Source organism: Parabacteroides sp. MSK.9.14 (assembly GCF_019041495.1).
Taxonomy (GTDB): Bacteria; Bacteroidota; Bacteroidia; order Bacteroidales; family Tannerellaceae; genus Parabacteroides; species Parabacteroides merdae.
Map to the genome: position 1 here is coordinate 26,636 of NZ_JAHPXO010000022.1, position 22,470 is coordinate 49,105.

A 22,470-nucleotide genomic window follows, 5' to 3' on the forward strand; every position below is an offset into this window, starting at 1 on the left:
ATAGGGATTATCTGGGTAATAAAAGAAGCCGGAAAAACTCGTATCCGGGGGCAATCGAGTTTGAAAAAGGAGGCATGCAAAAGCTTAAGGTCTACTGATCGGCTGCCGCGTCTGGGAGCAGTTCCGTTTTGTGTTAGTTTTCCTGTTTTTTGTTCCTGGCAGGTGTGTACTCAATTAGAATAGAGAGGAGAAAGATGTTGGGATTGTCCGTACTTTTGCATATCAGATAATGTAAATATAAAACGAAAACCAATATGCGTATGGTCAATCTATGTAAAAACAAGCTGTTCAATACCGGGCTTATGCTCTTTTTGTGCCTTGGCTTGCAGGCCCAGAACAAGGAGATGCGGCGGGTGGCTACGAACGACTGCGGAGTAACGAATACACAAGCTTTCCTGATCAAGGGGGATGACTATACATTACCGGATTCTTTCACGGGAAGCAAAGAGGCGAAAACCTGTAATTTCGGCGGAACGGTCATCTATGCTTTCGATCAGATGGATATACAGGCCGATTACCGGATGGAAGTGGTCTATCTGGCTGACAACCGGAGGGAACAGCGTATCGTGGCTGACGGCAACGAAGTGCAGGGGCCCGTCGTACTTGAAAAAGGGAAGGAGCAACACTACATGATCGACCTGCCGAAGAAAGCCTACGCCTACGGACAATTGGTCTTGGTGTTTGAAGCCTTGAAGGGAGATAATGCGATTGTTTCGGAGCTGAACCTGTATTCGTCCAATCCGGCCCAGCTGAAACCTTTTGGGGAAGAACGTAAAAAGGAACTGGTGCATACCCAGGCTTATACGGTGGATACGACTGTTTGTGCGGAAAAAGTTTTACCTGTATATACCATCAAGCCTCATCAGGTAGCTGGTGTCTATAATCCGGTCCTGTCCTTAAACGGGACGTGGTTGTTCAATGAAAAGCCTGCTGCCCGTTTTTATGAACAGAAACAGAACGGGCGGGACTGGAAGCCGATCGTAGTTCCGGGACAGTGGTCCATGCAAGGCTTTAAAGTCGATTCTGCCGGTTTCGGAGGCTATCAGACTACATTCACATTGCCTGCGGATTGGCAGGGAAAGCAGGTGAAACTGCGTTTCGACGGTGTCTCCAGCGAGTCGGTCGTGTATCTGAATGGAAAGGAGATCGGTTCCCATATGGGAGGAATGACTGCTTTTGAACTGGATGTCACGAAAGGGCTGAAGGCGGGTGAGAACCTGTTGGCCCTGCGGGTTCGCAGCGAGTCGTTGGCAGACATGTTAGGGAGCCTGACTCAATATGCGGCACATCAGTTGGGAGGCATAACCCGTAAAGTGACGCTCTTTGCCGTTCCGGATATCCATTTGTCGGACCTTCGTATCGTGACGGAGCTGGACGATGACTATAAAGATGCAGACTTGAAAGTCTATCTGTCGGTAACGAATAGCTCGGATGAGATACAAAAAGATGTATCGGTTCGCCTTTCCCTCTCCGGACTGCCTGTTGTCCTGAGCCGGCATATTCCGGAGATTGCCGCCGGGTCTTCCTGGAGCGGTTGGTTGACTGGCAAAGTCGTTTCTCCGGATAAGTGGGATAACGAGCATCCATCTTTATATACGATGAAAATCGAAGTCGGAACCTCGGACAAGGTTGTCGAGCAGATAGAGAAACGTTTTGGCTTCCGCGAGATCCGGATACAAGGGAATCGTTTGCTGGTAAATGGCAAGGCTGTCAAGTTGAGAGGAGTTTGCCGGCATGAAATGCATCCGTTGACCGGACGTGTGATGAATCCTGCCCTGGAACGGAAGGATGTCGAGCTGTACCGGGATGCGAACTGCAATTTTATCCGTACTTCCCATTACCCTCCTTGTGAAGAGCTGCTCGAAGTCTGTGACGAACTGGGCATGTTCGTGGAAGTGGAAGCACCGGTCTGTTGGATCGGCCATCATGCGAATGAGAACTGGAAGGTGCTGAACTACCGCGATCCTAAATACTATCCGTATGTATTGCAGGCGAATATGGAGATGATCCAGTTCTACCGGAACCATCCTTCCATCATCTTCTGGTCGATGGCGAACGAATCGTACTGGAATAAGGAATTTGCACAGGTAGAGGTCTATATGGAAAAAGCCGATCCTACCCGTCCGTTCACTTTTCACGACCAGGCCTATGGCGGGTTCAACAACCAAGGCAGCACGGCCCCGATCGCGAATATCCATTATCCGGGTCCCAACGGATATAAGGTCGCCGCCAAAAGCGACCGGCCGATGACGTATGGCGAATACTGCCACCTGAATGTCTATAACCGGAGCGAGCTGGTGACTGATCCCGGCATCCGTAGCGATTGGGCATTGGCGCTGGCTCCTACGTGGGACAATATGTATAAGACACCGGGCGTTTTAGGCGGTTCTATCTGGTCTGGTATCGACGATATTTTCCAGATGCCTAACGGGGATGCAGTCGGTTATGGTCCCTGGGGACCGATCGACGGCTGGCGTCGCCTGAAACCGGAGTATTGGGATATGAAAAAGATATACAGTCCGGTCCGTGTGACGACCGAGGCGCTATCTCCAGCCAACGAACTGGTCATCGATCTTGAAAACCGGTACACCTATACAAACCTGGATGAACTGCGTATCACGTGGACGTACGGAGAGGAGAAGGGAACGGCCTTCGCAGACCTGGAACCCGGTGAAAAAGGACAACTTCGCATCCGGCTTGCCCATCCCGAAAAGGCGAATGAGCTCTATCTGTCTTTTGCCGATCCCCGTGGCTTTACTGCCGATGAGTATTTGATCCCTGTCGGCAGACAGGTACAGAACGAATTGCAGGCGTTGCCAACTGCTTCTACCCGCTTGAAAGAAAAGAAAGACCGTTATGTCGTTACCGGAAAAGATTTTAGTTGTGAGATCAGCCGTGTATCCGGCCAGATACTCTCGGTGAAGAAAGGGAAAAAAGAAATATTGAACGGTGGACCGTGGCTGATGGCCTTGCCGTTGACAGGTGGCGGATGCTACCCGAATCATAATGCCAATACGCCTGTGTTCAATGACCTTTGCTCGGACTGGAAGGTAGAAAAAGTAGAGGCGGTTCGACAGGGTGATGACGTCTTGGTAAAGGTGGCAGGCGCTTATAAAGAGTTTTCCGGCTCTTATGACCTGAAAATAAATGCAGGAGGCGAACTATCGGTAACCTATTCGTTCGATGCCCTTGAAGATGTGAATCCGAGGCAGTGGGGACTGGTTTTTGAAGCTCCTGTTTCTTATGATAAGACCTTCTGGCGCCGGGATGGCATGTGGAGCGTTTATCCGGCCGACCATATCAGCCGTCCGGTAGGTGAAGCCAGCCTTTTTTATGAAGGACTCCCTGCGAAAGTCGATCCGCGTACGGAACCTGCCTGGTCTTGGAGTATGGATTATAACGAACTGGGAAGTAATGATTTCCGTTCCACCCGCCGGAACATTTGGTATGCCGGTCTGAAAGACGGAAACGGTAGTAAGATTACCGTCCCTTCCAATGGCAAACAGCACTGGCGCTCCTGGTTGGAAAAAGACAAGATCCGCTTCCTGGTTGCCGACTTTGTGACGGCAGGAAACGAGATGTTCCTCAGTAGCTATTATGCTCCTTACCGCAAGCCGTTGAAGAAAGGAGACCGGATCGGTGGAGAGATTGTGGTGAGAGTGGAATAACCTCTTAACTTACCCTATAACCTGTGTCTTTACAGGCTATAGGGTATTGCCCGACAGTCCGTAAGGTGACTAAAATACCTTACGGGCTATTGGGTATTACCGGCATTTTTGTAACTTTGTAAGCACCAATCAAATGCAGAGCCGTATGGAACAACCGTCTGAACAATCGTTATGGGGAATGTTGGAAGGCATCACCGAGAATCTGAAGCACAAGCGGCTGGCGGATGTGTTTCGCTTTGTGTCGTTCCGCCCGTTCGAGACATTCGGGCCGCATAAGCATCTGCGTATCGAGATCAACTATGTGAAGAAGGGCAATTGCATCCTGCATCTGGAGAACGAGAGTATCAGCTTCAGCGAGAACGAGATGATGGTGATCTGTTCCAATGTGGAGCATACCTTCGAGGCCGGTTCCGAAGATACGACCCTGATGCAGTTGGAGTTCCTGCCGGAAGTCTTCTCCCGCTTCAATCCGGACGGGCACGGGCAGACGAAGGAGCTGGCGCCTGTCACGATCTTTTCCGAAGAAAACCGGTTGATCAAGATTGTGAATAACGTCCGGATCATGCGCGCCGTGCAGCGTATTGTCAACGAGATGAACCAGAAGAGCAAATACTACCAATATCTGGTTGTCATGTACTATGCCGAGCTGCTGATCCTGATTTACCGTTATCTCGATGAGGCCTATCTTCCGATTTGTACAAACGATTCGTTGAAAAGGGCGATCTCCTATATCCGTTTGAACTACCAGTCCGATATCACGATCAGCGATGTCGCGTCGCAAACCGGAGTCGGAGAACGGTACTTGCGCAAACTGTTCTCCCAGTACCTGAACCTCTCCCCGCTGGACTACCTGAACCAGATCCGGATCAACAAAGCGATCGAGCTGCTGCGGAACACGGAGATGTCCGTCAAGGAGGTATGCTTTGCCTGCGGTTTCCAGTCCCCCCCAATACTTCTCCCGTATTTTCAAACAACAAATGGGCATCTCTCCGCGTGAAGTGACGAAATAGAGAGTGCCGTTTTCTCTACTTTTTCCCTTGTTCTGTTCCTCGTAGCATAAGCAACCGGGAGCTTTACTGCCGTATCTTCTTCCCTCCGGGCTCTATCTTTGCTGGTAGAAAGACGAACTGTAAAAAGGAATTCACAATGAAAGAATGGAAAGACGATAAAGCCCTGTTTGCCTTGATAAAGGAAGAGCTTTACACCGCAGTGGTCGGTGATATTATGGATAAGATGGGCTATACCCGCCAGTTTCTGCCTCCCCGCATCCGCCCGCTTCGTGACGATATGCTGGTGGCCGGACGTGCCATGACGGTATTGGAAGCCGATGTGCTGGATGCCGGAAAGGAGAAAGGGGTGAACCCGGTGCTGAAACGCTCCTTCGGCCTGATGCTCGAAGCGTTGGACGATTTGAAAGAAGACGAGGTATATGTTTGTTCCGGTTCTTCCCCTGCTTATGCCTTGTGGGGCGAGCTGATGAGTGCCCGTGCGATCCAGTGCAAGGCGGCCGGAGCGGTTGTCAACGGATATTCCCGTGACACGAAGGGGATTCTGGCGCTCGACTTCCCTTGCTTCTCCTACGGTCCCTATGCCCAGGACCAGGCGCCGCGTGGAAAGGTGATCGACTACCGTGTGCCGATCGAGATGGAAGGCGTACGGATCAATGACGGAGATATCCTGGTCGGCGACATCGACGGCGTATGTGTCGTGCCTCGTGAGATCGAGGAAGAAGTATTCACCCGTGCCTTGGAGAAAGCCCGTGGTGAACGGATGGTTTTGAAGAAGATACAGGAAGGGATGAAAGCCCGCGACGCTTTCGATACATACGGAATAATGTAAGATGATATAATAAGGAAGGAGACAATACAATGAAGATTACAGACGTAAAAGTATGGTTAGTCCAGGGCATCAAATATAACTGGACATTACTGAAAATCTATACCGACGAAGGCTATACCGGCGTAGGCGAAGCTACCAACTGGCCCGGCAGCCCGATCGTTTTCGAAGCCGCCAAGCATGTCGGACAACGCATCATCGGCCTCGACCCGATGAAGACCGATTTTATCTGGACGAAGCTCTACCGCGATCTGAACTGGATCGGCCCGTACGGAGCCAGCCTGTGTGCGATCAGCGGTATCGACATGGCGCTGCTCGACCTGAAAGCAAAGGTGTTGGGCGTTCCCTGCTACGAACTGTTGGGCGGGGCTTACCGGAAAGATATCTTGCTCTATGCCAACTACTGGTTTACGGGCGGCGGACACAACGAGGCGGACTATGCCGCCCTGGCACGCCGTGTCATGGACGCCGGTTTTACGGGGCTGAAGTTCGACCCCTTCGCCCACACGAACTATTTCTATGGCGAAGACCTTGCCTCCAACCTGACCCTGACGGCGGAACAGCAGGACCTGGCGTTCAACGTCTCCAAAGCCGTGCGCGAGGCTGTCGGCCCGGAATGCGACATCATGATCGAGACACACGCCATGCTGAACTACCGGGTTGCCGTCAAGATGGCGGAACGCTTGGCAAAGCTCGATATCACCTGGTATGAGGAACCCGCCGGCCCGGAAAGTTCGCAGACGCTCCGTGCCATGCGCGAACGCATCCCGTCGGATGTCGCCATCTGTGTAGGCGAGCGCCATTACACCCGTTTCGGCATCCGTTCGCTGTTGGAAAAGCATGTGTGCGACGTGATCATGCCCGACATCACCCGTTGCGGCGGACCGTCCGAGATGAAGCGGATGGCTACGATGGCGGAGGCCTACAACGTTCTGATCGCCCCGCATAACCCGAACGGCCCTCTCTCGACACTCGCCTCTTCGCATGTATGCGCCGCTATCCCGAACTTCTTCCGCCAGGAGTTTATGTTCAACGATGTCCCCTGGCGCGACACGGTGATCGATCATCCGATAGCCGAGATGGTCTATGACGGCCACTTGCACCTGTCCGACCGCCCCGGCTTGGGCGTGGACCTCGTTGAAGAGGAGATGGAGAAACACCCCGGCATCACGATGGATGCTCCCGATAACTTTTATATCTGATCCCTATGAGCTTTGTACTCGATTATAAAGATAAGGTAGTCCTGGTCACCGGAGTCTCCTCCGGGATCGGGCTGGGCGTCGCCAGGGAGTTCGCACGGGCGGGCGCCCATGTGGCAGGCTGTTCGCGCAAGTCTCCGGACGACGCGAGCGTGCAGGCTTTCCGCGAGGCGGTAGAGCAGGAGGGCGTACGCTCGTTCTACCGCCCCACGGATGTGACGGATGCGGAGGAGCTGAAAGGCTTCGTCGAAGATACGGTCCGTACCTTCGGACGTATAGACATGGTTGTCTCCAATGCCGGCATGAACGTGTTCGAGGGAGCCGAAGGTTGCACGGAGGAGCGTTGGCATTACAACCTCGATCTGAACCTGGCTTCCCACTGGCGTCTGGCCCGGCTCTGCAAACCCTATCTCGAAAAGAGCGGCGAAGGTGTCCTGCTCCTGATGACCTCCAACCATGCTTTCAGTTCCATCCCCGGATGCTTCCCTTATAACGTGACGAAAACGGCTATCACCGGCCTGGTGCGCAGCCTGGCGATCGAGTGGGGGCCGGCTGTCCGTACGGTGGGGGTGGCTCCCGGATTTATCGATACGGCGGGCAACGACACTTGGTTCGACTCTTTTCCCGATCCCGAAGCGGAACGCCGGCGGACGATCGACCTGCATCCTGTCAAACGGATCGGGACGGTCGAGGAGGTAGGGGCGTTATGCGTCTATCTCGTCTCCCCGTATGCCCGGTTTATCAGCGGGACGACGATCCTGATGGACGGTGGGCGCTCGGCGTTGATGCAGGATGAATAAAAAACAGATACCATGAACACGATCGACTTAATAATCTTTATAGCCTACTGCCTCCTGATCCTCAGTGTCGGCCTTTTTGTCTCACGCGGCAAGAAGGGGGACGAGCGGGATGCCGGCGATTATTTCCTCGCCGGGCGCGGGCTTGCCTGGTGGGCGATAGGCGCTTCCATCATCGCTTCCAATATCTCCGCCGAACAGTTTGTCGGCATGTCCGGCTCCGGCTATGCCATCGGGCTGGCGATGGCGACCTACGAATGGATCGCCGCCCTCGGGCTGATCCTCGTGGCGAAGTTCTTCATCCCGATCTTCTTGGAGAAGAAGATCTTCACCATGCCCCAGTTCCTCGAAGAGCGTTTCGACAAGCGCGTCAAGACGGTGATGGCGGTCTTCTGGCTGGCGGTCTTCATCTTTATCAATCTTACTTCCATCTTGTACTTGGGAGCCTTGACGATCGAGAAGGTGATGGGGATCCCGATGCTCTACGGCATAATCGGGCTGGCGGCCTTTGCCGGTATCTATTCGATCTACGGAGGATTGAAGGTGGTGGCGCTGACGGATGTGGTCCAGGTCGTGTTCCTGGTTGGCGGCGGGCTGGTCACGACCTATATCGCCCTCGACCTCCTCGGAGAAGGTGGCGGCGTGTACCAGGGAATGGTCAACCTCTATGGCGAGGCGAGCGATAAGTTCCATCTGATCCTCGACAAGTCGCATCCCGGTTATAAGGACCTGCCGGGTATCTCCGTGATCCTCGGCGGTCTCTGGGTGGCAAACCTTTATTACTGGGGATGCAACCAGTATATCATCCAACGCGCGTTGGCCGCCAAATCGGTCTGGGAGGCGCAGAACGGGATGCTTTTCTCCGGTTTCATCAAGCTGTTCATCCCGCTTTTGGTCGTGATTCCCGGCATTGCCGCCTTTGCGTTGGAGGCTCCGTTAGAGAAATCGGACGAAGCCTACCCGTGGTTGCTCGGCAACCTCCTTCCGGTAGGGGTGAAGGGGGTGGCGTTTGCTGCTTTGACAGCCGCAATCGTCAGTTCGCTCGCTTCGATGATGAACAGTATCTCCACGATCTTTACGATGGATATCTACCGTTCCTATTTCCGGAAAGAGGCCGGACAGAAAGAACTGGTCCATACCGGACGTTGGGCGAGCTTCGGCTCGTTGCTAATAGCCGTGCTGATCGCCCCGATGCTGTCGGGGTTGGACCAGGCGTTCCAGTATATCCAGGAGTTTACCGGCTTTGTCAGTCCCGGCGCCCTGTCGATCTTCCTGGCAGGCTTCTTCTATAAACGGGCGACGGCAAACGGGGCGTTGGCGGCGGCATTGGGCTCGTTCGTCTTCTCCTTCGGCCTGAAGTTCCTCTTCCCCGGATTGCCCTGGATGGACCGCATGGGGCTTGTGTTCCTGATGTGCTGCGCGCTCATCGTCCTGCTGGGGAAAAAGGACCAGCCGGCCAACGCTTATACGCGCCATGACCCGGCTTTGTTCCATACCGGCCGGATGTTCAATGTAATGTCGGTAGTCATACTGGCGATATTAATAGGCTTTTACTACTTTTGGTGGTAAATTTATACACATGTAATAATAGGCACATAAATGAAACAGATAAAGACAATCCTATTCGCTTTCGGTTGCAGCTTCCTGCTGTCAGGAACGAAAGCATTCGCACAGGTAGAGAGGCTTCCCGATGAAGCCTCCTATCCTGTCTTGCAGGAATTGGCCGGTGTCGAAACGCCTGCCGTCCTGCTGAGTGGAACCTGGCAGTTCCGGTATTCCCCGGATAGCAAGTGGGACAAGATACAGGTCCCCGGCGAGCCTGCCATGCAGGGCTATGCCATCGAGCACGACAAGCCGTTCACCTACCGGAAGTCGTTCACCGTCCCGGCCGATTACGCCGGCAAGCATACGATCCTGCGTTTCGACGGCGTCTACAGCTATGCCCGCCTGTTTGTGAACGACACGTTCGTCCGCGAACATCATGGCGGCTTTACCCGTTGGGATACGGATGTCACCCCCTTCGTCCGTCCCGGAAAGAAAAACGAGATTCGCCTCGAAGTGACGGATCGCCTGGACGATATTTCCTATGCCTCCGGCTATGCCCATCATCCGATCGGGGGAATCCTGCGCGATGTAACCTTGTTCGCATTACCCGAAACCTGCTTGTATGACTTCTACGCCGAGACACATCTGGATGCTGCTTACGAGGATGCCGTCCTGAAGATCGGCTACAGCAGCCCGGTTGTCGGAGGTGCGGAAGTCGCCTATACGCTGGCCGACCCGTCCGGCAGACGCTATCCGTTGGCGCAATCCCGGTTCCCCCTAAAAGAGGGCGGGAACATGAATGAACTGCCTGTGAAGAACCCTTTGAAGTGGGATGCCGAACATCCGAACCTCTATACGCTGACCGTAACCCTCAGCAAGGACGGAAAGGAGATCGGTCGTTTCGACCGCCGTATCGGTTTCCGTGACGTGAAGATAGAGAAAGACCGCATGTTGGTGAACGGCATGCCGGTGAAGTTGCGCGGAGCCTGCCGGCATGACATCCACCCGACACTCGGCCGCACGACGACTGCCGAACTGGACAGCCTCGATGTGATCCTCTTCAAACGTTCCAATATGAACTTTGTCCGTACCTCGCATTATCCTCCCACGGAACGTTTTCTGGAGTATTGCGATCGCTATGGCATCTATGTGGAGAGCGAGACGGCTGTCTGCTTTGTCGATACCTACCGGCAGAAGAACTATGCGCCGGGCAAGACCCAGGACAGTGCCGAGTTTACGCCCCGCTATCTCTCGCAATGCCGCGAGATGGTGAAGTCGTTCCGTTCCCATCCCTCCATTCTGTTCTGGTCGATCGGCAATGAAAGCGTGTACGGCACGAACTTCCAGCAATGCTGGGATTGGGTGAAGGCAACCGACAAGACTCGCCCGGTTATATTCAGCTATCCCGGATCGGTCGGCGAGAAGGAGCCTGTCTATGATATCCTGAGCATGCACTACCAGGATGTAAACGGAAACCTGAACCAATGGAACCGCTCTACCCATGGTTTCCAGGGAGAGGGGATACCTGCCCTGTTCGACGAATGGGCGCATCCGGCGTGCTACACCTACGCTACCTTGCAGGAAGATCCGAATATCCGCGAGTTCTGGGGGCATTCGATCGAAAGGATGTGGAGTGGCCTCTTTGATGCTCCCGGCGGCTTGGGTGGTGCGATCTGGGGATATGTGGATGAAACGTTTATGCTGCCCGAACCGAAAGTAGGGACTGCCTTCTGGAAAGAGTTTGCCCGTACCGCCAAGCCGGAGGATTATCAGGGTAAATGCGTCGGCTACGGAGAGTGGGGGATCGTCGATGTCTGGCGCCGTGAGAAACCGGAGTTCTGGGCTACCAAGAAAGCCTATTCGCCCGTCCGCCTGATGACGACCGAGGTGGCTTCCTTCCTGTCCGGACAACGTTTGTTGCTTCCGTTGTACAACTGCTTCGACCATACTGACCTGGATGAGATCAAGATACGTTATACCTACAAAGGTGTGGAGAAGGAACTTCCCGCTCCTTCCATCGCTCCTCACCAAAAAGGACTGTTGGTAATCCCTGCCGAGGCTTGGGAGGAAGGCGAACTGTTGTCAATTTGTTTCTATACAGCTACGGGTGAGTTATTGGATGCCGAACAAGTTTCATTGGGCAGCGATTACCACGTTCGCCTTGCCGATTCGGAAGCATCTCCGGTAAACGGTGTGTTGCTGGTAGAGGAAACCGCCGGTATGATGACGATTAAAGGAGACGGTTTCGAGATCCCTTTCTCCAAAGAAACCGGCCTGATCTGCAACGCGACCTCCAAGGGGCAGGTCATCATCGAGAAAGGCCCGTTCCTGCATCTCGACATCAACCTGAACCATCTGACTGGAGCCGAAGTGCGTAAGAGCGCCCGGAAGTTCCTGACCTCCGACAGCGATTGGAAGAAGCAGAGCTTGACCTATACCCGCAAAGAGGGAGCGGTGGAAGTCGCCCTCTCCGGCTTCTATCAGGATGTGCAAACGGATATCCTGATCCGGATATCTCCCGCCGGGGAAATGAATGTCAGCTATGTCGTTGCGGGACAGCCGAACGGATATCTGCGTGAGACGGGCTTGTCTTTCTACCTGCCCGAACGTCTGGACTATCTGCAATGGGAGCGTAAAGGTATGTGGAGCTGTTACCCCGAAGGCGCTTTTGCCGGAAACACGGGCGAGACTTCCCTTTATAACCCGAAGCAAGTGCGATATGGCGAGAACCCTGCTCAACCCTGGTTGGCCGATACGCACAACTATTACTATTGGGCGGATGCCGGTACAAACTGTGACCGTCCGTTGACGCAAATGGCAAAGGGTATGAAGGAGAACATCTATCGCTATACCCTTTCCGCTACAGGGGGAGGAGCAGGGCTTACGGTTTGCTCATCGGACGCATCCCTGGCTTGCCGCACCTCCAAAAGAGGAGACGGGCAGTTGATGCTTTACATTAATAATCGTTGGGATTATCCGGAGATTGCCTGGGGCAACTATTGCAAGACGTTGGAGGTGGTGCCTTGCTATGGCGAGATGAAGATTCGGTTCTGATTAAATTAATAAGAGAAGATAGCATGGAACTGTGTCAAAACTGCCTTGTCCCTGCGCTTGACGCGGGGTCGCAAAAGAACAGGCCTTATTAATCAGATATTTATAGGGTCAGTTCTAATGCGATCCCGCGTCAAGCGCGGGAACGGGGCAGTTTTGACACAGCTCCACGTATTGTTTAAAGATGGAGTTTCCCCTTGATCGCCTTCGGTATCGCGTCCTTATGGACCATCACATAGATGGTTTTGGCGCGGACGAAGCTCTCGGACATGTTCAGGTAGCCGCCGAACTTGTTGCGGTCGGTTCCCCATGAGTTCTTGGTGATGTAGTATTTCGTGCCGTTCTGGTCTTTGGCGATGCCGGTCAGGTGCATCAGGTGGTCGTCGGTGGTCACGAATGATTCGAATCCGGCCTGGCGCACTTCCGGGGTCACGTTGATTTCCGGGTAGGGACGTTCGAACTTGAAGACCTCTTCTAAGCGTTCCTTCTCCCCTAATTTCTCGAAGCGTGCGCGATCCGTATTCGACAGGTCTTCCACCTTCTTCACTTCCGGGTTGATGGCGACACCGTTCGTAAAGGAGAAACCCTTCTCGCTCACATCTCCGTCCCAGCAGACCGTATAACCGTTGTTCAGGGCATAATCCACCGTTTGCATCATCTCGTCGAGCGGCAGGTTATACATCAGGGAATGTTCCCAGTTGTCCGGCACTTCCACGTCGAACTTCACATAATACGGATGGTGCGTGAAGCTGGTCAGTTCGATATAGTCGTCCATATTCAGTCCTAAGGATTCGGCGAATGACTTCGGCGTATATTCCTTTCCTTTATACGTGAACTTCTCCGGCAGCTTTCCCAGGTAGGTGTCGAACAGGTTAGCAATCAGCTTGTCATATTCCGGACTGCGTTGTTTCGCCTTCACTGCCACATCGGCGATGGCGTGCATGTAGCGAACCATCTCGCTGTGGTTATGCTTCTCGGAGTCGTAGTTGATACCCGTGTACACCTCTTCCGGGACGATCCCTACCTGGCGGTACGCATTCATGAAAGTATGCGAAAGGCTGCCCTGCCCGATATTACCGTCCCCGCGACGTAGGTAGTTGTCCTGCAACTGGTTCATATATTTCTGGCGGACGATGAACATCTCCGAAAGGTCATACGTGCCTTTCCCCATACGAAGCAGTTCGGATTCCATAAACGACGTAGTGGCAAAGCACCAGCAAGTCCCTGTTGCCGCTTGGTTCTTAACCGGGGTAGCGGGAACCGTTACCACTTCCGTAAACTGGTACCCCTGACCGAACGTTGCCGAAGCAGAGAAAGCCAGCATGCAAGATAGAATAAGTGATTTCATGTATATAAAGATTAAATTATTAATTATCGTGTCTTGGAAAGCAACTATTATCTATTATATGAATATCGGTCAATTGTCAATTGTTCAGAATCCCCTCGCGAACATCTTCCAGAACTCATCCGCCATCTCCTGCCAGCGCAGGATTGTCGCTCCTGCGAAGTCGGCCGTGTAGCCGGTCAGGAAAGCCCGTGCGGTCTCTTCCCCTTTGCTGTCCTGCAACTCTTTGTAGCGGTTTTCCACGAAAGGCATTTCGGATAAGCCCTTTTCCTCGAAATGGGCGACCGCGCCGTTGATCTTCTCTTTGGTCAATCCCCAGCGGACCGTAGCCAGTTTGTTTGCCGTCCGGTATTTCCAGACGATGGCATCTTCACGGTGGCGGTGTTGTCCGCAGATACCGAAAGCAGCCGGCAGGTCGGTCGTACCGGAGAAGATCGGGATACGCGGGCTCTGCCCCGGATTGTCGAACGACAGCCAGGCAACGCCGCCCACTGCATCCGGCAACCAGTTGCGAAGCTGTATCACGTGCGAGTAGGAACATTGCGGAACCGCCACTAAGCGATTGCGTGTCACCGTCCCTTCCTTCACGCCGTTCAGCATATTCAGCATATCTGTTCCCATCCAGGGGTTAGCCGCCGGACTTGTGATCGTATCCGTTTCCTTCGTCTCCTTGTTCTTGACAGCCACTTTCAGATTCTTCGTCATGTCCCATTCCGTCCCTTCATACGTCTGGCGTAGCAATGCCATCACATCCGTTACGGCAACCGGCTTGTCCGGCTTCACGCTGATCGGCAGTTCTTCCGAGTCGTACGACAGTTTGAGCGAAGGAGCCAATGCGTTCAGGATGAAATATTCGCGGATGCTGAATGCCTTCGGTTCGCCGAAATAGTTGCCTCCGCTATAGGCTTTCCAGAATTTAAACGGCTCTTTGCCGTCCCAGAACCCCATTTTCTTAGCAACAGAAAATACGTTTTCGGAAGCCATGTAACGATCCTTGTCCTTCAGGTCGAGCGTCGAGATACGCGAGATATTGGCCGATACCCCCACATGATCGTCCGGGATGCGGACAGCCGCCCATACACCCCCGATCTTGTCCGGCCCCTCGCCGAACACCTCGAAATGCCAGACCTCATTCGGGTCGGCGATCGTCAGGCATTCGCCCGAATCCCCGTATCCGTATTCGGCAACCAATTGTCCGATCAGCCGGATCGCTTCGCGTGCCGTCGTGCAACGCTGCAAAGCTATCTTTTCCAGTTCTTCGATCATGAACATCCCTTTCTTGTTTTGCAGCTCTTTGCGCCCGGAGATGGTCGTTTCGCCGATACCCAACTGTTTTTCGTTGAGGCAAGGATAGGAGGTGTTCAGGAACTGGTAGGTCGAGCGGGCTTCCGGTATCGTTCCTTTCAATTCCATATTCGTGCGGTCGGCAGGATATTCGGTGTGCATGCGGCCGTTATAGATGGCGACTGTCGTGTCGCGCTCGTAGCGTGCCGCCGGGACGATCTCCATCCAGGTGCGATAGTTCCCGTCGCAGGTGTGACTGGTCATGACCGAACCGTCGGCCGATGCTTTCTTGCCGACCAGGATGCTTGTACAACTTTCAGGAGTGTTGACCGGTCGGGAGTATTCGATTTCCTGGGCCCGAAGGCTGTTCCCGTAACAGATAAGTACAATAAGAAGGATAATTAGTCTATTCATGGCATTGTCTTTAATTTTGTGGCTAAAGATATGAAATTTTCATATATTTGCTACCCCTTGCCGGGGCTTAATCCCCTGGCAAAAGAGGAATATCCCTGTAAAGGGAATAATTAAATATAAATATGCCATGAGAAAACTGATTTATCTGAGCACCCTGTTGCTCCTATTTGTGTTGCCGATGATGGCACAACACCCTTTGTTCCCGACCCCCGCAAAGGTGCAGAACGGGAAAGGCTCTTTTGTCATAGGAAAGAATCTCCAGGTACAAGGCAATGGCGGATATGCCGACAAGTTAGCCGCCGGACTGCAAACCGAGTTGAAAGAAGCCGGTTTGCAATCGTCACCCGCCAGTGGAACCATCCGTCTGGAACTGACAAACGATTGCAAGATGGCCGATGAAGCCTATACGCTTGTCGTCGAACCGAACAGCATCCTGCTGCAAGCCTCTTCCGAAGCCGGCCTGTTCTATGCGAAGGAAGCCCTTCTGCAACTTTCCCGTTTCGGCAAAGGTAACGTGCGTGCCTGTAAGATACAAGATCAGCCCCGCTACGGCTGGCGCGGTTTCATGCTCGACGAGAGCCGCCACTTCTTCGGTAAAGAGAAGGTAAAACAATATCTGGATATCATGGCGTCCCTTCGCCTGAACGTCTTCCACTGGCACCTGACCGACGAACCGGGCTGGCGCATCGAGATCAAGCGTTATCCGAAGCTGACCACCGAAGGAGCTGTCGGCAACTGGCACGACCCGAAAGCACCCGCTACGTTCTACACCCAGGAAGAGATCAAGGAGATCGTTGCCTATGCAGCCGATCGCCACATCATGGTCGTTCCCGAATTCGACATGCCGGGCCATGCTACTGCTGTCTGCCGTTCCTATCCTGAAATCTCCGGCGGAGGCGAGGGCAAATGGCAGCATTTCACGTTCCATCCCTGCAAGGAAGAGACGTTCGAGTTTATCAGCAACGTGCTCGACGAGATCGTCGCCCTGTTCCCGTCTCCCTATATCCATATCGGAGGCGACGAGGTGCACTACGGCAACCAAAGTTGGTTCACCGATCCCGAAATCCAGCAGTTTATCAAAGATAAGAACTTAGGCAACGAAACGGGCCTGGAACAGTATTTTATCCGCCGTGCTGCCGATATCGTGGCTTCCAAGGGCAAGACGATGATCGGCTGGGACGAGATGATCGATGCCGGTGTCTCTCCCGACAAGGCTGTCATCATGTGGTGGCGCCACGACCGCAAACACCAGTTGGTGAAGGCGCTCGAAAACGGCTACCGGGTGATTATGACCCCGCGCCGTCCGTTGTATGCCGACTTCGTCCAGTACGGCGGCCATAAGGTGGGCCGTGTGTGGGGCGGTTACAACACGATCGAGGACATCTACCGTTTCCCTGAACCGATCATCCATCTGACACGCGATTATGAAGACCAGGTGATGGGCCTCCAGTTCTCCCTTTGGACGGAACGGGTCGCTGATGCCAAGCGTCTGGACTATATGACTTTCCCCCGCCTGGTAGCTGTCGCCGAATCCGCCTGGACTCCTGCCAAGTCGAAGGAATGCAGCCTCTTTATGCAGAAGCTCCCTTACTTCCTGCGATTCCTCGGTGAAAAAGGCATCTACTACTTCAACCCCTTCAACCCCGAATCTACACCCGAACCCAGTGCACCGGACAAGGACGATGTGTTGAAGAATGGATAAGATATAAAGCACTGTCTTTTGCTGTCTGCTTCAGCAGACGGATGAATAAATATCCGGCTTTTCCAGTTCCTCTGTGGGGTTTACCCTCCTTTTTGGAAAAAGTGCAAAAAAGGGACAGGTCGGGGCTTGCCGGAAAATGTCTCTAAACAATTGATTACAATATATATAGTAAAGTCTTTTATCTACTGGTGGAAAGTTCATTTTCTGCCCTGTTTTTAGGGGTAGCTTTTGTCCTGCTTTTGCTTGTATATTATTGGGAATAAATAAGATAGGAGGCTTTTTCAAAATGACAAAAAAACGTACGTTTAAATTCGTCATAATTATATAACAAAGTTAGCAATAATCGGCGAGATATGGAAAAGTAGAGCAAAGTTATTGAGAAATAGGCTTTTGAGAAAATAGTTTCTGTAACCAGATGACGGGAAAAGTTAAGTCTGAACCAAGTTAAGACTTTGCTACGTTACCGATTCGTCATCCTGCATAATTGGTGGTATCGGAGCTTGGGAAGAATAGCGAAATACACTATTATATAGTGAGTTACTGACAACTTACGCAACAATTCCGGTAACGGATGATAATTGCGCCGTTCCTCTGCGATTTGCGTATTGACGAAGATGGTGGCATGAAGATACAAATGATGTCTTTCCCTTGCCGGGGCATCCCCCGGCAAGGGAAAGAAGTAATGAATCATCAAATCATCAGTCATCAGCGATTGTGCAACCCGCATTGCCTTCGCTTGTACCTGATGGTATTGGGCCTGCTGGCTTTGTGGGAGGGCCGTTCGGAGGTCGTGTTGGGGTGTTTGGGAGCCCTGTTGACACTCTCGGGGTACGGGGATACGGAGAGAGACATGACGGGAAGCGGAAACAAAAACAGCAACTCCCCGTCGTTGCCGGCTGGGGGTTGCTGATGTATGCTGCGGTCTCCTGTTTCTGTTAGCGTGAGGGAGGAGGATTAGAAACGTCTTTTCTTACGAGCGTCGCGTGCGGCGGCAGTCCGTTTCCACGGGCGGTCGCTGTCGCGTTCGTCTTTGCGGAAGGTGCGGTCCGAACGGTCTCCACCCCGGCGTCCACTGTCTTTGGAACCCCGTTTGCCTTTGTAGCCGTCATCGCTGCGCCGTCCGCCGTAACTGCGTTTGCCACCGCGTCCGCCTTCTTCTTTTTTGCCCTGTGCAGGTTCGACGGAGATGCGCCGTCCGTCCACTTCGAACCCGTTCATGCTGTCCATCACGCGCTGGGCTTCACCCTCTTCCACTTCGAAGAAAGAGAAGTTTTCGCGCAGGTCGATCTTGCCGATGCGCACCTTGCCCGGCACACATTTGTTGACCAGTTCGATCAGCTGGTTCGGATATAGGCCGTCGGCCTTGCCGAAGTTGAGGAAGAAACGCGAATAGCCCTCTTCGGCCGCATGTGCACGGCGTTCGCCCCGTTCGCTGCGAGAGGAACGTTCGTCTACCTGCTGGATCTCGTCGGCATCCTTGTAGTAATCGATCATACGGTTGAATTCGAGCGAAACGACACGTTTGATGATGTCTTCCTTGTCCAGCCATTCCAACTTGCGGTAGATTTGGGGCATCAGGGAGGCGATCTCCTCCTCGTTCACCTTCACCTTTTCGATCTGGTCGACGAGGTTGAAAAGCTGCTTTTCGCAGATAGCATGTCCGGTAGGCATTTCGCCTTTCTCGAATTTCTTGTTGATGATCCTTTCGATCTCGCGGATTTTGCCTTTCTCCTTCACGTGGCAGATGGAGATGGAGATACCCGTCTTTCCCGCACGGCCCGTACGGCCACGGCGGTGCGTGTAGGATTCCACTTCATCGGGCAGGCCGTAGTTGATCACGTGTGTCAGATCGTCCACATCCAGGCCGCGGGCAGCCACATCGGTAGCAACTAAGAGTTGGATGTTTTTGACGCGGAACTTCTGCATCACGTAGTCGCGCTGCGCCTGGCTCAGTTCGCCGTGCAGCGAGTCGGCGTTGTAGCCGTCCTGTATCAGTTTGTCGGCGATCTCCTGCGTCTCTTTGCGGGTACGGCAGAAGACGATGCCGTAGATGTTCGGGTAGAAGTCGGCGATGCGTTTCAGAGCCAGGTACTTGTCGCGTGCCTGTACCATATAATAGATATCGCGGATGTTCTTGTTTCCTTCGTTCTTGTTGCCGATCACGATCTCCTTCGGATTCTTCATGTACTTCTTCGTGATGTTGGCGATCTCTTTCGGCATGGTGGCCGAGAAGAGCAGCATGTTGCGGTTCTCCGGCACTTCGGCGAGGATGGCGTTGATGCTGTCGGTGAACCCCATGTTCAGCATCTCGTCCGCCTCGTCCATGATGACGTTCTTCACCAGGCTGAGGTCTACCGTCTTGCGGTTCATCAGGTCCAGGAGGCGTCCCGGAGTGGCTACGACCACGTGCACGCCACGCTTCAGCGTCTTGATCTGACTCTCGATGCTGGAACCTCCGTACACCGGGAGGACCTTCAGGTTGTCGATATACTTGGAGTAGTCGTTCAGGTCGTCGGCGATCTGTAAACATAGCTCCCGAGTGGGACAGAGTACGAGTGCTTGGGGGTGGTATGTAGTCACATCGATTTTTTGCAGGATCGGAAGGCCGAAAGCGGCTGTCTTTCCCGTACCTGTTTGTGCTAATGCAATTACGTCGTTGTCATCTCCCAGTAGGAAAGGAATCACTTCCTCCTGTACCGGCATGGGCGATTCGTAGCCCATTTCTTGAATTGCCTTCAGTATTGGTGCGGCAACTCCTAATTCTTCAAATGTTTTCAAAATGTGATATATGTATATATAATAAATTCAGAGTGGGGACAAAGGTACGCAAATAATTTGGATACCGGTTAGTTTAGTATGATATCTTTTAATGTATCGCGCTCTTTTTCCGTGAGATGCAATCCTTTCGACAGATATTTGTCGGTCGAACCATATTCTTTCTTTATTTTATGGAAGGCCAGATCCAGCCATGTCTCGTTTGCACCGAGCAGCACGGTGATGGTTTCCTGGGCGTCCGTATTGAGGTTGCGTGCCATATAGGCAAGGCTGCGCAGGTCTATGTGGTTGTTGGAAGCCATATAGTCTTTCATGATCGTTTCTTCCGGCACATCGAGGGCTATCAGCAGCATGGCCGTCAGGAAGCCGGCACGGTCTTTTCCCATCGAGCAGTTCACGAGGATCGGGTAGTTGTCCTTGTCGAGAAAGACTTTCAGGGCTTTGCCGAATTGTTCGCTGTTGTCCGTCACATAGCTGATATAGGTGTCCTGCATATACACGAGCCCGTCGCCTTTGCGTATGCGTCCTTCTTCCAGGCGTCGGGTGATCTGTTCTTTGCCTTTTACCGGGATCGGGATGGAGATGATGTTCGCCCCTGCATATTTTTCCGGAGCGAGGGCTATTTCGTCTTCTCCCCGTAGGTCGATGACAGTTTTGATCTTCAGGTTATCCAGCCGGATCGTGTCGTTGCGGCTAAGTGCCTTGAGCTCGCCCGAGCGGAATATCTTGCCCCAGCCGGTCATACGGTTCCCGTGTTCGCTGAAGTAGCCTCCTATGTCGCGCAGGTTCTGGACGCTGTCCATCTGTACCGAGCGGGCGCCGACAGTGCGGTAATATTTGTCGTTGAAAGACAGTAGGAAATATTTGCGGGTGATGTTGTCGTTCGTGATGTAGGTCACTCTCCCGTCATTGATGTCGGCATAGCTGCACGGTCGCGACATGTCGAAGGAGTTGGGGGTGTCGGATACATAAAGTTTCATCGTCCCGTCGGTATGGGGGTCTGTTTCCCATTTGATAATATAGTTGCCGATGTCGTCACGCAGGCATATGGCACGAATTTCAGGTGCTCTGCCGGAGCTGCATCCTGCCAATAAGGCCACACTGGTGAACAAGAAAAGAATCCGTTTCAATATCATACTTCTACTACTCATGCAAAGCAAAGATAGTGAAAAACACGTGTCTTTATACCCCTTTATCTTCCTGGTTAATGATATTTAAGACTGGGAGAGGTAGGAGGTTGCGAATTCTTTAGAAATGTAATTGTCGTAGCTGCGGCAAACCTCGGTTGCCAGATCGATCCCGCACCGGATGATATTCGCCCATGTCTCTTTCGGGAGGGTGGCGAGGTCACGGTGACGGACATTATTTTTTAACAGACCGTAGAGGATGCCAGCATTGAAGTTGTCGCCGGCTCCGATCGTACTGACCGGGCGGATGGAGGGCGAGTCAAAATGAAGGCGCAGGTCGCCGTGGTAGAGGTTCACGCCTCCGGCTCCGTGAGTGGTGATGAAACGGTCGCAGTAGAAACGGATATGGTCGGTGTAGACTTTTTCACTGTCGGCCTCCCCGAAGATATTGAGGAAGTCCTCGTCCGAGCCGCGTATGATATTGGCATATTCGAAGTTTTCGAGCAATGTAGGGGCGAGGTGTATCGCTTCATGGGCGTGCGCCTTGCGGAAATTCGGGTCGTAGTAGAGGATCGCCTTGCGCTGGCGTGCATAGTCGAGAAATTCCACCATCCGTTCCCTAAGCGCCGGGTTCAGTGAGTAATAGGAGCCGTAGATGAAGATGTCGTCTTCGTTGATCTCCGGCAGGGGCACGTCGAGGCGTTGCTTCGGATAATCCTTGTAGAAAGTGTAGTCGGCATTGCTGTCGTTGTCCAGGAACGCGAGCGAAATCGGGCTTTTGCCATCCGGGAAACGGTCGACGTAGCGGGTGGAAATGTTGTTTTCCTTCATGAAGTCGCGTATGATGTCGCCGACATGGTCGTTTCCCACTTCGCTGATGAAAGAGACAGGTACACCCAGGCGTCCTAACGAGATGAGGCCGTTGAAGGTCGATCCGCCGGGCACTGCCGTATGGGGTCGGTTGTTCCTGAAGATGATGTCGAGAATGGTTTCCCCGATGCCGATTACCTTCCTCATGCTCTTTATTTGTTTACGGTTTTACACTGTTCGCGGCTTTTCGAACCCAGGTAACCGCCGTGATGCCGTTTGGCATAGTCGGGATAGCCGAAGTTGATGCGTTTCATGGTGCCGACTACCAACAGGTCGCCTATCACCGTCATGACCGTGGTCGATGTGGTGGGGGTGAGGCCTAAAGGACACACTTCTTTCGGCGCACCGGTCGGCAGGCAGATCGTCGCTTCGGCTGCCAGCGGGCTGTCGGGGTTGCCGGTGATAACGATAAACTGCATCTCCGGTACGAGACCGCGTGTCAGCTCCACCAGTTCGAGCAGTTCGCGTGTCTTGCCGGAGTTGGAGATGAGCAGCATGACATCGTTCTTGCGGACGATGCCGAGGTCGCCGTGTTGTGCTTCGCTGGGATGCAGGAAGTAGGCGGGCGTGCCGGTCGAACAGAAGGTGGTCGCGATGTTCATGGCGATCTGTCCTGCTTTTCCCATACCGCTGGTGATCAGATTCCCTCCGAGTTCGTGTACATGTTTCACAATGAGTGTCACAGCCTCTTCATAGCCGTCGGTTATCGGAATATTGCGTACTGCTTCAGCTTCCTGTTGCAGAATGGATGAGATTGCTTCGTTTATCATAGCCTTTAAAATGATTCTATATGGTGTTATGAACTTAACAAAGTGCAAAAGTATCTATTTTAATGATACCTGCACATGGAATGACCT

At 53.0% G+C, this 22,470-nt stretch carries 14 protein-coding genes and 1 pseudogene; 9 read left to right on the forward strand and 6 right to left on the reverse strand.

Translation table 11 applies throughout. The annotated features are described in order from the left end of the window. The first annotated feature begins 254 nt into the window (after window positions 1-254). The 7 genes and pseudogenes from KTG12_RS12605 (at window position 255) to KTG12_RS12635 (ending at window position 12,099) form a co-directional block, all read left to right on the forward strand. Entirely contained in the window at window positions 255-3,668 is a 3,414-nt protein-coding gene (locus KTG12_RS12605; RefSeq protein WP_138272565.1) for a glycoside hydrolase family 2 TIM barrel-domain containing protein, read from the forward strand. A gap of 145 nt (window positions 3,669-3,813) precedes the next feature. After that, window positions 3,814-4,678, forward strand: a pseudogene (locus KTG12_RS12610) (AraC family transcriptional regulator). A gap of 136 nt (window positions 4,679-4,814) precedes the next feature. Beyond that, entirely contained in the window at window positions 4,815-5,507 is a 693-nt protein-coding gene (locus KTG12_RS12615; protein WP_022322791.1) for an RraA family protein, read from the forward strand. A 29-nt stretch (window positions 5,508-5,536) separates the two neighbouring features. Further along, on the forward strand, window positions 5,537-6,706 hold the full coding sequence (locus KTG12_RS12620; RefSeq protein ID WP_138272564.1) for a mandelate racemase/muconate lactonizing enzyme family protein: 1,170 nt from the start codon (window positions 5,537-5,539) through the stop codon (window positions 6,704-6,706). Between the two features lie 5 nt (window positions 6,707-6,711). Then, complete coding sequence (locus KTG12_RS12625; protein WP_022322793.1) at window positions 6,712-7,503, forward strand: SDR family NAD(P)-dependent oxidoreductase; 792 nt, start codon at window positions 6,712-6,714, stop codon at window positions 7,501-7,503. 12 nt (window positions 7,504-7,515) lie between these two features. Continuing rightward, window positions 7,516-9,069, forward strand: coding sequence for a sodium/sugar symporter (locus KTG12_RS12630; protein WP_155144176.1), 1,554 nt, complete (start codon window positions 7,516-7,518; stop codon window positions 9,067-9,069). Window positions 9,070-9,099: 30 nt separating this feature from the next. After that, window positions 9,100-12,099, forward strand: a complete 3,000-nt coding sequence (locus KTG12_RS12635; RefSeq protein ID WP_138272562.1) for a glycoside hydrolase family 2 protein — start codon at window positions 9,100-9,102, stop codon at window positions 12,097-12,099. A 175-nt stretch (window positions 12,100-12,274) separates the two neighbouring features. Here KTG12_RS12635 and KTG12_RS12640 read toward each other — a convergent pair whose 3' ends face one another. Together KTG12_RS12640 and KTG12_RS12645 are read right to left on the reverse strand one after the other, a co-directional pair. Next, entirely contained in the window at window positions 12,275-13,444 is a 1,170-nt protein-coding gene (locus tag KTG12_RS12640; protein ID WP_122121676.1) for an aminopeptidase C, read from the reverse strand. Window positions 13,445-13,528: 84 nt separating this feature from the next. Beyond that, entirely contained in the window at window positions 13,529-15,139 is a 1,611-nt protein-coding gene (locus KTG12_RS12645; RefSeq protein ID WP_005633602.1) for a dipeptidase, read from the reverse strand. A gap of 127 nt (window positions 15,140-15,266) precedes the next feature. Here KTG12_RS12645 and KTG12_RS12650 point away from each other — a divergent pair, with 127 nt between their 5' ends. Together KTG12_RS12650 and KTG12_RS12655 are read left to right on the forward strand one after the other, a co-directional pair. Further along, complete coding sequence (locus tag KTG12_RS12650) at window positions 15,267-16,841, forward strand: beta-N-acetylhexosaminidase (protein ID WP_005633600.1); 1,575 nt, start codon at window positions 15,267-15,269, stop codon at window positions 16,839-16,841. 571 nt (window positions 16,842-17,412) lie between these two features. Next, window positions 17,413-17,751: a hypothetical protein gene (locus tag KTG12_RS12655; RefSeq protein WP_005633594.1), complete on the forward strand. Its 339-nt coding sequence runs from the start codon at window positions 17,413-17,415 to the stop codon at window positions 17,749-17,751. A 44-nt stretch (window positions 17,752-17,795) separates the two neighbouring features. Here the strand turns inward: KTG12_RS12655 and KTG12_RS12660 are convergent, their stop codons facing one another. From KTG12_RS12660 to KTG12_RS12675, 4 genes are all read right to left on the reverse strand, one after another. Beyond that, window positions 17,796-19,562: a DEAD/DEAH box helicase gene (locus KTG12_RS12660; RefSeq protein ID WP_005645027.1), complete on the reverse strand. Its 1,767-nt coding sequence runs from the start codon at window positions 19,560-19,562 to the stop codon at window positions 17,796-17,798. 125 nt (window positions 19,563-19,687) lie between these two features. Continuing rightward, window positions 19,688-20,752 (reverse strand): tyrosine-protein phosphatase, encoded by a 1,065-nt coding sequence (locus KTG12_RS12665; protein ID WP_022322798.1) that lies wholly within the window; start codon window positions 20,750-20,752, stop codon window positions 19,688-19,690. Between the two features lie 78 nt (window positions 20,753-20,830). Beyond that, the gene (locus KTG12_RS12670) at window positions 20,831-21,760 is read right to left on the reverse strand and encodes a carbohydrate kinase (protein ID WP_022322799.1); all 930 of its coding nucleotides are present in this window, start codon (window positions 21,758-21,760) and stop codon (window positions 20,831-20,833) included. A gap of 5 nt (window positions 21,761-21,765) precedes the next feature. Continuing rightward, window positions 21,766-22,383: an SIS domain-containing protein gene (locus KTG12_RS12675; RefSeq protein WP_005633581.1), complete on the reverse strand. Its 618-nt coding sequence runs from the start codon at window positions 22,381-22,383 to the stop codon at window positions 21,766-21,768. Between the last annotated feature and the right edge of the window lie 87 nt (window positions 22,384-22,470).

Excerpts from the sequence above, each read along its gene's own strand:
- KTG12_RS12660 (WP_005645027.1), bottom strand. The coding sequence starts at position 19,562 with ATGGGCTACGAATCGCCCATGCCGGTACAGGAGGAAGTGATTCCTTTC.
- KTG12_RS12645 (WP_005633602.1), bottom strand. The coding sequence starts at position 15,139 with ATGAATAGACTAATTATCCTTCTTATTGTACTTATCTGTTACGGGAAC.
- KTG12_RS12650 (WP_005633600.1), top strand. The coding sequence starts at position 15,267 with ATGAGAAAACTGATTTATCTGAGCACCCTGTTGCTCCTATTTGTGTTG.
- KTG12_RS12625 (WP_022322793.1), top strand. The coding sequence starts at position 6,712 with ATGAGCTTTGTACTCGATTATAAAGATAAGGTAGTCCTGGTCACCGGA.
- KTG12_RS12605 (WP_138272565.1), top strand. The coding sequence starts at position 255 with ATGCGTATGGTCAATCTATGTAAAAACAAGCTGTTCAATACCGGGCTT.
- KTG12_RS12635 (WP_138272562.1), top strand. The coding sequence starts at position 9,100 with ATGAAACAGATAAAGACAATCCTATTCGCTTTCGGTTGCAGCTTCCTG.
- KTG12_RS12640 (WP_122121676.1), bottom strand. The coding sequence starts at position 13,444 with ATGAAATCACTTATTCTATCTTGCATGCTGGCTTTCTCTGCTTCGGCA.
- KTG12_RS12675 (WP_005633581.1), bottom strand. The coding sequence starts at position 22,383 with ATGATAAACGAAGCAATCTCATCCATTCTGCAACAGGAAGCTGAAGCA.
- KTG12_RS12670 (WP_022322799.1), bottom strand. The coding sequence starts at position 21,760 with ATGAGGAAGGTAATCGGCATCGGGGAAACCATTCTCGACATCATCTTC.
- KTG12_RS12665 (WP_022322798.1), bottom strand. The coding sequence starts at position 20,752 with ATGATATTGAAACGGATTCTTTTCTTGTTCACCAGTGTGGCCTTATTG.
- KTG12_RS12615 (WP_022322791.1), top strand. The coding sequence starts at position 4,815 with ATGAAAGAATGGAAAGACGATAAAGCCCTGTTTGCCTTGATAAAGGAA.
- KTG12_RS12655 (WP_005633594.1), top strand. The coding sequence starts at position 17,413 with ATGATAATTGCGCCGTTCCTCTGCGATTTGCGTATTGACGAAGATGGT.
- KTG12_RS12630 (WP_155144176.1), top strand. The coding sequence starts at position 7,516 with ATGAACACGATCGACTTAATAATCTTTATAGCCTACTGCCTCCTGATC.
- KTG12_RS12620 (WP_138272564.1), top strand. The coding sequence starts at position 5,537 with ATGAAGATTACAGACGTAAAAGTATGGTTAGTCCAGGGCATCAAATAT.